Annotated in this window: 13 protein-coding genes; 9 read left to right on the forward strand and 4 right to left on the reverse strand. The window is 46.4% G+C overall.

Annotated elements, in window-relative coordinates; all coding sequences use genetic code 11:
• Positions 1-30 precede the first annotated feature (30 nt).
• Entirely contained in the window at positions 31-555 is a 525-nt protein-coding gene (locus KEJ24_07845) for a hydrolase (GenBank protein ID MBS7647731.1), read from the reverse strand.
• Between the two features lie 398 nt (positions 556-953).
• Between KEJ24_07845 and fliE the strand changes: the two genes are divergently transcribed.
• The 8 genes from fliE to KEJ24_07885 all read left to right on the forward strand — a co-directional run bounded on the left by fliE (position 954) and on the right by KEJ24_07885 (position 7,687).
• Positions 954-1,484: a flagellar hook-basal body complex protein FliE gene (gene fliE, locus KEJ24_07850; GenBank protein MBS7647732.1), complete on the forward strand. Its 531-nt coding sequence runs from the start codon at positions 954-956 to the stop codon at positions 1,482-1,484.
• Positions 1,472-1,876, forward strand: coding sequence for a hypothetical protein (locus KEJ24_07855; GenBank protein MBS7647733.1), 405 nt, complete (start codon positions 1,472-1,474; stop codon positions 1,874-1,876). The genes fliE and KEJ24_07855 overlap by 13 nt, the downstream gene beginning before the upstream one ends.
• A gap of 82 nt (positions 1,877-1,958) precedes the next feature.
• On the forward strand, positions 1,959-2,960 hold the full coding sequence (locus KEJ24_07860; protein MBS7647734.1) for an exonuclease: 1,002 nt from the start codon (positions 1,959-1,961) through the stop codon (positions 2,958-2,960).
• Between the two features lie 121 nt (positions 2,961-3,081).
• On the forward strand, positions 3,082-3,789 hold the full coding sequence (locus tag KEJ24_07865) for a hypothetical protein (protein MBS7647735.1): 708 nt from the start codon (positions 3,082-3,084) through the stop codon (positions 3,787-3,789).
• Positions 3,786-4,346: a hypothetical protein gene (locus KEJ24_07870; GenBank protein MBS7647736.1), complete on the forward strand. Its 561-nt coding sequence runs from the start codon at positions 3,786-3,788 to the stop codon at positions 4,344-4,346. The genes KEJ24_07865 and KEJ24_07870 overlap by 4 nt, the downstream gene beginning before the upstream one ends.
• A 105-nt stretch (positions 4,347-4,451) precedes the next feature.
• Entirely contained in the window at positions 4,452-5,732 is a 1,281-nt protein-coding gene (locus KEJ24_07875) for a hydroxymethylglutaryl-CoA reductase, degradative (GenBank protein ID MBS7647737.1), read from the forward strand.
• Between the two features lie 31 nt (positions 5,733-5,763).
• On the forward strand, positions 5,764-6,642 hold the full coding sequence (locus KEJ24_07880; GenBank protein ID MBS7647738.1) for a ribose-phosphate diphosphokinase: 879 nt from the start codon (positions 5,764-5,766) through the stop codon (positions 6,640-6,642).
• Position 6,643: 1 nt separating this feature from the next.
• On the forward strand, positions 6,644-7,687 hold the full coding sequence (locus KEJ24_07885) for an RsmD family RNA methyltransferase (protein MBS7647739.1): 1,044 nt from the start codon (positions 6,644-6,646) through the stop codon (positions 7,685-7,687).
• Between the two features lie 17 nt (positions 7,688-7,704).
• Here the strand turns inward: KEJ24_07885 and KEJ24_07890 are convergent, their stop codons facing one another.
• A complete protein-coding gene (locus tag KEJ24_07890) occupies positions 7,705-8,088 on the reverse strand; it encodes a hypothetical protein (protein MBS7647740.1) in 384 nt (127 codons plus the stop codon).
• Positions 8,085-8,573: an FprA family A-type flavoprotein gene (locus KEJ24_07895; GenBank protein MBS7647741.1), complete on the reverse strand. Its 489-nt coding sequence runs from the start codon at positions 8,571-8,573 to the stop codon at positions 8,085-8,087. Before KEJ24_07895 ends, KEJ24_07890 begins: the two co-directional genes overlap by 4 nt.
• A 132-nt stretch (positions 8,574-8,705) precedes the next feature.
• Here KEJ24_07895 and rnz point away from each other — a divergent pair, with 132 nt between their 5' ends.
• The gene (gene rnz / locus KEJ24_07900) at positions 8,706-9,629 is read left to right on the forward strand and encodes a ribonuclease Z (protein ID MBS7647742.1); all 924 of its coding nucleotides are present in this window, start codon (positions 8,706-8,708) and stop codon (positions 9,627-9,629) included.
• A gap of 71 nt (positions 9,630-9,700) precedes the next feature.
• Here the strand turns inward: rnz and KEJ24_07905 are convergent.
• Positions 9,701-10,160: carboxypeptidase regulatory-like domain-containing protein (locus KEJ24_07905; protein MBS7647743.1), on the reverse strand; the 460-nt coding region annotated here is incomplete at its 5' end.

The following is a 10,160-nucleotide window of genomic DNA, read 5'->3' on the forward strand; positions in this document are numbered from 1 at the left end:
TGCCGGTTTAACTTTACTCCTTTTTGTCGATTAACTGCACACGGTGGAAATTAGATTTCTCGCAAAGTTATTTGGTTTGCGAAAATACTCATCACGTTTGTATAGGCTTCTGTAAATTGAAATGCTTAACAGTGCGATGTAGTATATTGTTCCAAGCGCTCCCAGCCAAATGCAGAGGTTGTAAACTACTAGCGTTAGATCTGGATTATACAACGGGTTTGCTGTCATTGGATAAAAAGGCTTTATGTCACTGTAAAGGGGAGCGTCAAAAAATACGTGAAGCATCCACCCTAAAATACCCGCAGCAACAAATGATTTCAGACATATAGCGGTGTTTTCTAACAAGAGGACTTTGTAAAGTGGCTGTGGAAATTTTTCGAGAAAGTACATGGTGCCACCAAAGGCCATGCTCATTGGTAAAGCGAGTATAAAAGTGTGCATGTGCCCATGTAGAGGATACCTCAATCTAAAGAAGAACGCTAGGAACGGTTCTAGATCAACGATAACGTTTGCCAGAATAAACGTTGGAGCGTGAATATATTTCCTCGAAGGCAAACCGAATCCTAGACTAGGGCCAAAGTGAAATGGGGTGAAAGGCATCCCATTAACCTACAACAACTTTGTACCTTGAAGTTGAGAATTTTTACTTAAAAAATTATTTTAATTTTAAATTGCATATGCCGCGCGAGTAGGGGCTCGTTTAAAGAATCACAAGCCGCAGCAAGCTAGCACACATAATAATACGTTTTCTTCCTATCGATGCTCATATAGCCCCACGTCGTCATAAAGCATCCTGTATTGGCTTTCGACACAATCAGTCTGCTGGAAAGTCTACCCTTCACTCTGGGGACATTTTAGTAAAGGCTTTTTAACTGTTTGAGAGGCATTGCTATTAGAAGCTGCAAGAAGGGTTCTGGGTGAACCGTGGGAAACTTGTCGTTGGTTTAACTGGAATGCCAGGCGCTGGAAAATCCATTGTTGTTAATGTGGCTAAGACTAATGGCTACGGTGTTGTTGTTATGGGCGATGAGGTGCGGGAGGAAGCTAGAAGACGTGGATTGGAGCCAACTCCGGAAAACCTTGGTCGCATAATGTTGGAATTGAGGCGTTTGGAAGGCGACGCCGTAATAGCTAAACGGTGTGTTCCAAAAATTGCCGGAATGACGGAAAACAAGGTCATCGTGGACGGCATAAGAAGTCTAGTTGAAGTCGAAGAGTTTAGGCGAAACTTTTCAAAGTTTGTGGTTATAGCTGTACACGCTTCGCCGGAAACACGGTTCAAGCGGCTTTTCCATAGGCGGAGAAGCGACGACCCCAGTAATTGGGAAGTTTTCCATGAAAGGGATATGCGGGAGTTAAGCGTTGGACTAGGAAACGCTATAGCCTTAGCCGAGTACGTAATAATTAACGAGGGAAGCCTAGATGCCTTTGAGAGAAAGGCTGCCCAAGTCCTAAGGAGGATTGAGGCTAAATGGATGAAGTGAAAGTTTACGTTGAAGTGGAAATAAACCCCACGGAATCTGAAGATAAAGTGAAAAGGGCTGTAGAAAACATATTTGGCAGTATCCCAATTCAAATAAAGCCTCTGGCGAAGGGAAACCTATTAACCGCAGAGGCAAGAGGCCTCGAAGCCTTGACAAAGCTTTACAATCTGCTGCGAAGAGAACGTATCCGCGATGCCGCACGTAGCGTTCTCTTCGAGGGTTTAAGCGAAAACAACATAACATTCTACCTAAACAAGCAAGTTGCCTATGCTGGTCACGTATCTTTTTCCAAAGCCGTAGCTGAGTCACCCTTAGGCCCAATAAAGGTGCAGATTGAATGCGGCAATCCGCGGCAGTTAATTGATTGGCTTGCCCCTAAAACAACTCAATAGGACATGTACCCTATAGGAGTTCAGAAAGGTTAGCGGTGGAAAACGGTTAATTATCCATTAAGCGGCGGCTGGTGATTCCAGTTTGTCTTCTAAAGTGGCAATAACGCACAAAGGCGCTGTGATTCTCGGCAAAAGTGTGGCATGTGATGCCTTCGACGAGTCTAGACCGCTGAGGGTTGTGACTCACGCACATGCGGATCACATGATTGGTTTGCAGCAAAGTTTGCGAGTATGCGAAAAAGTAGTCATGACAGAAGCTACAAAGGATTTGATTGATGTTATGCGGAGCCCTCTTTTTCTCATGAGTGGATGTGTAGAAACCTTGGGTTACGCCAAAACAATGCATTACGACGAGGAGAGTATAGCTCTTTTTCCGGCAGACCACATTTTGGGGGCAGCTCAAGTGCTTGTTGAGGATGCTGAAGGCACACGTATGGTTTATACTGGAGATTTTAGGCTTGAAGGAACGCCGGTGTTGGATGCAGACATACTCATCATAGAAGCCACCTACGGCAGCCCTTCATGTAGGCGTCCCTTCAATCAGGATGTCAAGGAACTACTTGTCTCCATGGTGGAAGAGGGTCTAAAACATGGTTCGGTTTATGTTTTTGGTTACCATGGCAAGCTTCAAGAAGTTATGCAAATTCTTCATGAAGCCGGTGTAAAAGCCCCTTTCGTGGCACCTGAAAGAGTTTTTCAAGTTTCTAAAATCTGTGAAAGACATGGCATGCATATTGGACGTGTGTATAGGCTTGAGGAGAAAGAGTTTAAGAGCATTCTCGAAAAGAACCAGCCTTGTGTAGCCTTCTATCACATGGGCTCACGGGGAAAAGTTGGGCGTGGATGTTATTGTGTCTATGTTAGCGGTTGGGAATTCGACGTGCCGTGCCGGGAAATCGCAGAAAAAGAGTATGTTATAGCCCTTAGCGACCATTCGGATTTTGACGGCTTAATGGAGTATGTAAGGCGTTCCAAGCCTAGGCTTGTCATCACGGATAATTTCCGTGTGGGTTATGCCGAAACTCTGGCTAAGCATATTCAGCGAAGCTTTAACGTTCCAGCGGTAGCGCTTCCTAAGCGTTGAATTTAATTTGTATTAAATATTACTACATAAGATTTATCTCTGTCCATCCCAACTTATACTATTGAGTTCGGATCCAGATTCCGAGCCTACAGAAACAGAGCGTCCGGATGCGTAAGAGACCATGCCCTCCCCACTACAGCCAGAATTCTTTGCGTTGGTAGGCATAGACCTATTCCTCGCCTTAAGCCTCTTAACGTGCCTCTTGGACCGCCATTTCCCATGGCAACTTCCCTACATCTACCAGCTGGCAGCCCTAGCCGGTTTTGGCCATCTCCTCGTAAGCCGAGAGTTTATGGCGGCTTTCGGCGAGTACATGCGCTTCTGGTACAGCCTCCTATATTTGGCAGTAGCCCTAGCCAACATTGTAGCCCTAAACATTTACCTAGGTATGGTTAAGAGGCTCATGAACTACGCGAGAATCTTCATGGTCGTCGTCACAATCCCATCACTAACATTAGCTGTTTTCTTCCTGTCTAACTATGCGGAGGTGGCGGTTCACCCGCTTGTTATGGTTCCTCAAATGGGCTGGGAAGCCACCTTCGTGGGTATAGTTGCCTTCGACACCATTGTAGTGGGGCTGGGCACCTATGTATTCTTCAAACCGCGATGGTGGTACATAGCCCTAGGCGCAGGCACCATAATAGCCGCAGCAGCAGCCTACGCCATATACAAACCCACGTGGGGAGAGGCAGCCTTCATTGCATCCGCCACAGCTCTAGCAATAGCCTGCGCCGTAGTCCTAGCCCTAAGCCTCTACATCCTCGTAAAAATCTGGATAGAAACCCTAAAAGAAAGGAAAAAACGAAAAGGAGGTGAAAACACAAAATGAAAACAAACTACAGGAAGATTGCAAAATTTTTAACACTGTTGTTCACTTCATTGCTAATCAGCTATGCAAGCGCAGCATCGTACAGCGAACTATTCATACGTGGAACGGACATTACTATTGCTGAAGCTACAGTGAGATTTTTTCCGGGTGGCAATACGACCCAGTTGGGTGGTGATGACGCAATAAATCCGGCTGGAACAGAGGTCACATTCGATTCGATAACAATACAACCAGGCCAAGTTTTAACCTATGACGAGGCTGTTAATATAACAAATAGTGCTAGTTCCGCTAAAACTATTACATTAACCCTTGTTTCGCTGACAGGTGATTTTCAAGGCAACTTTGACTATGTCAACATCACAGTGATTGCGCAAAATGGTACAGTTCTAGGCAGCATCAAAGTATTTCCCGCCGGAGAAGGAACGAACAGCACACAAATAGGACCTCTATTGATGCCTGCTAATGAAACTTGGGCTGTTCAATGGAGTTTGAAAGCTGACAAGGACGCAACATCTGGTAAAAAAATAACAATAGTGATTAAAATTAAAGTTGAATAAACTCCTCCTCTTTTATTTATGAGCAAGACTTGTTTTCTGCTAAAGTTTAAATGGTATTGTGGATATTGCTACATTTAGCTTCGAAATATCCGGGTGTTGATAGAAATGAGTAAAAAATCTTCGTCATTTTCGGGTTTTTATAAGCTTAGTCCAAAGGAGCGTTTGGCTTTTGTTAAGGAGTTTGCTGGTCTGACTGATGAGGAATGCGCCCTGCTGCAGAATACTGGTGGTTTGCCGCTGGAACTGGCTGACCGCATGATTGAGAATGTTATTGGTGCTTTTCCAGTGCCATTGGGCATCGCTGTGAACTTTCTCATTAATGGGCGGGATTATTTGATTCCCATGGCGATTGAAGAGCCTTCTGTGGTGGCTGCGGCTAGCTATGCGGCTAAAATGGTGCGGGAGGGCGGAGGCTTCCACACAAGCAGCACTCCACCAATAATGATTGGACAGGTGCAGGTGGTTCGCGTTAAAGATCCTTATGCAGCTAGGCTTCGCGTTTTGGAGGCTAAGGAGGAAATCCTAAAGAAGGCGAATGAGCAGGATCCGGTGCTGGTTTCTGTTGGAGGCGGAGCTAAAGACTTGGACGCTAAAGTTATTCAAACGGTGCAGGGTCCAATGGTTATTGTGGAGTTGCATGTAGATGTTCGGGATGCTATGGGCGCTAATGCTGTGAACACCATGTGTGAGGCTGTTGCCCCGTTGATTGAGCGGATCACCGGCGGCCGTGTTTACTTGCGGATTATCTCGAACTTGGCTGTTAAACGCTTAGCCAGAGCGTGGTGTGTTGTACCCAAAGAGGCGGTTGGCGGCGAAGAGGTTGTAGACGGCATTGTGAACGCTTGGGCTTTCGCGGCGGCCGACCCGTTTAGGGCGGCAACCCACAACAAAGGGATTATGAATGGCATAATTGCCGTTGTAATCGCCACCTGTAACGATCACCGCGCCGTAGAGGCTGGCGCTCACGCGTATGCTGCCCGAAGCGGCCACTACACAACGCTTTCCACATGGGAGAAAAACGAGAACGGCGATCTGATGGGCTCCATAGAACTGCCTATGGCTGTCGGCCTGATAGGTGGAGCTGTGCGAACCCATCCAATAGCCAAAATTTGCCTAAAAATTTTGGGCGTAAAGACAGCCAACGAGTTCGCTGAAGTTTTGGCGGCTGTGGGATTAGCCCAAAACCTAGGCGCGTTAAGAGCCTTGGCTCATGAAGGCATACAACGAGGACACATGTCCCTTCACGCGAGAAACATCGCTATTGCGGCGGGCGCTACTGGCGAACTAATAGACTTGGTTGCCGAAAAGATGGTAGAGGAGCGCAAAATCCGCATGGATAGAGCTAAAGAACTTATCGAACAGTACAAGGCAACGGGAAAAATCTAAAAGACTGTGTCTTTCATTAAAGAGCGGCGATATGATGAAAATCCTACCCGGTCCAGCCTCCAAGGAGCTAGGTGGAAAAATAGCCAGCCTTCTAGGCTTGGAACCAACCCCGGTCTTTTTTAAGGTTTTTCCAGACGGCGAATCCTACGTGAGACTTGAAGGAACAGTTGAAGGCGAAACCGCTGTTATAGTACAAACGACAAGTCCACCGCAGGATCAGCGACTAATCCAGCTGGCTCTGATGGTGGATGCCGCTAAGAGAAATAACGCTAAAACCATTATAGCGGTTGTGCCCTATTTAGCGTATGCCCGCCAAGACAAGCTTTTCCTCAAAGGCGAAGCCATAAGCATAGAAGCCATCGCAAGAATGCTTAAAGCTGCAGGTGTAGACAGCTTAATAACAGTAAATATTCATGAGAAAAACGTCCTAGCAAGGTTCCCATTTCCGGCAAAGAACCTCTCAGCTATCCCGATTCTGGCAGAATACTTCAAACGGAGGGGCTTCAAGGATGCTTTTGCACTTGCTCCGGACAAAGGCGCTATCCACATAGTTCAAGAAGCCGCAAAAGTTCTGGGTTGCGAATGCGGCTATCTGGAAAAACATCGAGACCGCTATACTGGACTGGTGAGCGTCGAGAAAAAAGAGTTCAATGTTGAAGGCAAAACCGTCGTGATTTTTGATGATATTATCAGCACTGGCGGCACCATTATGGCGGCTACAAAACTTTTATACGAGCTTGGAGCAGCAGAAGTTTACGCCGCATGTGTACATCCGCTTTTGGTAGGCGAAGCTGAAAAACGCTTACGGGAAACCGGCGTTAAAGAGATTGTGGGAACGGACAGCGTTCCAAGCCATGTCAGCAAGGTTTCGCTGGCACCGCTTATAGCCCAAGCATTGCGGGAGCTTTAAAGTGATTAGACTATTTTTTCTGTTGTCAGGGGAGCATGAAACACTGCCAGCTGCAGAATTAAAAGCAATCTTGGAAGCTGAAGGCTGCGCATACACGGTTTTGGAGGAACTCGACCAAGTTTTGAGGATTGAAGCTGACATCAAATGTGTGGAAATCGTTAAAAAGCGGGCGGCCATGACAAGGCTTTGCGCATTGGAGCTTTTCACGTGCGAGGCTGATGCAAGCGAGGCTGTCAAAACTCTACGCTCGATGAACATCACCAATCTACTAGAGGAAGGCGAAACTTTCGCAGTCCGTGTTAAACATGTGAAAAGCCACGCTAGGCACATTGATGGAATGAATTTAGAGCGGAAGCTTGGCGAAATAATCCTAAAAATGACTGAAAATGTCAAAGTAAACCTTAAAGCGCCTCAAAAAACTTTCACGGGAATCCTAACAGATGACAAGCTTCTTTTCGGCTTGAAACTGGCAGAACTTCCACCGAAACCCTTCATGGAAAGGCGCCCGAAAAATAGACCCTTCTTTCATCCATCAGCTATGCCGCCGAAACTTGCAAGGTGCATGATAAACCTAGCCAGACCTAAAGCTGGCGATTTAGTGTTCGACCCCTTCTGTGGAACGGGAAGCATGCTCATAGAGGCTGCGCTGATAGGCTGCCGTGTTTTGGGCGCCGACATCCAGTGGCGAATGGTGAAGGGCAGTCGAGCTAACCTTGCCCATTTCCGTATAACGCCAGAAGGCCTCATGGTGGCGGATGCAAAAAATCCGCCAGTGACAGCCGTGGACTGCATCGTGGCAGACCCGCCATACGGAAAAAGCGCTACAACCCTCAAACGGACAACAAAACAGATAATTGAGGAATGCCTAAACGCTACTCGCGACCTACTTAGTGAAGGCGGACACATATGCATGGCGGCGCCAAAAACAGTGGGCATAAGCCAAATAGGCAGAGCAGCTGGCTACAAGCATGTGGAATCTCACATGGTCTACATACACAGAAGCCTTACCCGCGAAATCGCAGTATTCAAAAACCTTAAACAATGAAATTAAGTGTTTATCCTTCATGACATTAAGGGTTTGTGCTTTTCCGCGTATATTGTTAGGATGGATATTGCCGGTACGATTAGACCGATAGCGGCGGTTAATTGTATTGTTAATCCACATAGGTCTAAGGCTATTGTTGCGAAACTGGCCAGCATTACGATCCAGAAATCCCACTTTTGTCCTGTTAACAAGCCAAGGGCGGCGATAAGTCCTAAAGCGCCCAGAATCAGAAACATGGCAAAAAGTATGGCAGAAGTCGTTGGCGAGATAGGCGTATCCAGAAACTGGTCCATTCCCTCCGGTGTGCCGACCGCTGCAAAACAAAGTCTGCCTACAGACTGAACAATCCATAAAAAGCTGACAAAAATCACTATCTTGTCTCTTGCCATTGAAGCCATCATTTTTCACGCTCCTTCTTAAGCTGGATGGCTATACTCTTGCCGAATTCCCTGCATTTTGGCAACTCCTCTTCTAGAATGGGGCCCTTAATTCCCCTAACCTTTATTGACAAGCCAGCAGTTAAGCGCGTAAGGCCTGGAGCTTTTTCGCTTATTCGCTTCTCCATTTTCTTAACTGCCTTATCAAAGTCTCTGCCCATATAGGTGTCAAAAACAGCGTATTTCTTTCCCTCCAACTTTAGTTTGCCAAGCTTGTCGATGAAGCCTCTAATGCCTCTTGTTGGTCCACCTATATGATTTGGAGAGCCAATCAATACCGCGTCGTAAAATGGAATATCCTTCAAGTTCACCTCTTTAAATTCTTTAATGGAAACCTCCACTCCACTAACTTCTCTCATTTCTTCAGCGATGGATTCTGCCACGCGTTTGGTGTTGCCATAACGCGACTCAAAAACTATAAGCACCTTCACCATATACAACAAATCCATTTATACGTTCTCGGCCGACCTATTAAGGCTTGTGGACTAAAACACTGGTTTTTGCCGCCATACTTGTGATTTCGGAAAGCATAAAGGCTAACAAGGATATGCTTTATACTCTAAGCGGTGTAGTGCGCCTTTATGAACTTGAAAGTTGTCTTCTTGGGTACGGCTGGAAGCGTTCCCACCCCGAAAAGAAGTCTACCAGCTATCCTAGTGAAGCGTAAAAGCGAACAATTGCTTTTTGACTGCGGCGAGGGCATGCAAAGGCAGATGGTATTGGCAGGCGCCAGTTTCCACAAGATGACAAGAGTCTTCATAACGCACATGCATGGTGACCATGTTTTAGGCTTGCCGGGGCTCATGCAAACCATGGCGCTGCATGGTAGAGAAAAGCCGCTCATCGTCTACGGGCCTCCGGGACTACGAAAGTTCATTGAATGTGTAAGAGAAACTGTGCAGTTTGGCTTAACTTTTCAGATAGAAATTCATGAAATCCGTGAGGCTGGCGTGGTATGTGAAACACCCGAGTATACTGTTCAAGCGGTTTGGGCGAACCATATGTTGCCCAGCTTAGCTTACGCCTTGGTGGAGAAACCTCGCCCCGGAAAGTTTTATCCAGAAAAGGCTAAAGCCTTAGAGGTTCCAGAAGGTCCTCTGTGGGGACAATTGCAGCGAGGGAAAACCGTCCGACTTGCAGACGGCAGAACCATAAAACCTGAAGATGTTTTAGGCCCACCAAGGCCTGGAAGAAAAATTGTTTATACCGGCGATACTAGACCTTTTGAAGGTTTAGCGGAATTTGCAGCGGACGCGGACTTGCTTATTCATGACTCAACCTTCGGTGATGAGTTGGCTGAAAGGGCTGACGAGGACGGGCATTCAACTCCAAGCCACGCGGCAGAAAACGCCAAAAAGGCAGGGGTAAAAAAGCTTGTTTTAACTCATATTAGTGCAAGGTATAAAGATGTTTCTATGCTCCTAGAGCAAGCCCGCAGAATCTTTAAAAACACCATTGTGGCTGAAGACTTATTGTCCATCGACGTCCCGCTTTCAAGCAAGTAGACTCCTTCAAGCTTTTTGACGCTTTCTATGTCCGTTCCAAGGTCAACATCGATGTTCATCTTGACCACTGCCTACTGCTTTTCAAGAAAGATGTATCCTAGATGGACGCTTTTCTGCAATTTTACGTCCATCTTCTGTACTTGGTATCCAGGATATTCAAAGCTTAGGTGATATTCTCCCGGGTTTAAACCATCAAACTCAAAGTCTCCAAACTCATTTGTAAGCGCTACTTGAATTGAATCGTCTTCTTTACTATGGAGGGTTACCTTCACTTTCTCAGCGCACTCATCGGTGTCTTTGAGCACTACACTTCCCGCAATGAATTCCTTAGTAAACCTGTACAGCCCAATATAATATACCCTTGGATTTGTGCCAAGCTCTGGTTTAAAACGCTCGGCTTTTCCAGATGTGACCACTTTGTATACGGTGCTTTTAGGGTCGTCTAGGTCTCCGAATATCAGTGCTCCAGTTGGACATGCCTGCACACATCTCGGCTCTTTCCAGCCTTTGTCAAGGAGGTGGGCGCAAAAA

The sequence above is a fragment of the Candidatus Bathyarchaeota archaeon genome (assembly GCA_018396705.1).
In the GTDB taxonomy this organism is placed as follows: Archaea; Thermoproteota; Bathyarchaeia; order Bathyarchaeales; family Bathycorpusculaceae; genus DRVP01.

What these genes read in the sequence shown, in the direction of transcription:
- fliE (MBS7647732.1), top strand. Translation starts at nt 954, where the DNA reads ATGCCAGGCGCTGGAAAATCCATTGTTGTTAATGTGGCTAAGACTAAT.
- KEJ24_07855 (MBS7647733.1), top strand. Translation starts at nt 1,472, where the DNA reads ATGGATGAAGTGAAAGTTTACGTTGAAGTGGAAATAAACCCCACGGAA.
- KEJ24_07865 (MBS7647735.1), top strand. Translation starts at nt 3,082, where the DNA reads ATGCCCTCCCCACTACAGCCAGAATTCTTTGCGTTGGTAGGCATAGAC.
- KEJ24_07870 (MBS7647736.1), top strand. Translation starts at nt 3,786, where the DNA reads ATGAAAACAAACTACAGGAAGATTGCAAAATTTTTAACACTGTTGTTC.
- KEJ24_07875 (MBS7647737.1), top strand. Translation starts at nt 4,452, where the DNA reads ATGAGTAAAAAATCTTCGTCATTTTCGGGTTTTTATAAGCTTAGTCCA.
- KEJ24_07880 (MBS7647738.1), top strand. Translation starts at nt 5,764, where the DNA reads ATGATGAAAATCCTACCCGGTCCAGCCTCCAAGGAGCTAGGTGGAAAA.
- KEJ24_07890 (MBS7647740.1), bottom strand. Translation starts at nt 8,088, where the DNA reads ATGATGGCTTCAATGGCAAGAGACAAGATAGTGATTTTTGTCAGCTTT.
- KEJ24_07895 (MBS7647741.1), bottom strand. Translation starts at nt 8,573, where the DNA reads ATGGATTTGTTGTATATGGTGAAGGTGCTTATAGTTTTTGAGTCGCGT.
- rnz (MBS7647742.1), top strand. Translation starts at nt 8,706, where the DNA reads ATGAACTTGAAAGTTGTCTTCTTGGGTACGGCTGGAAGCGTTCCCACC.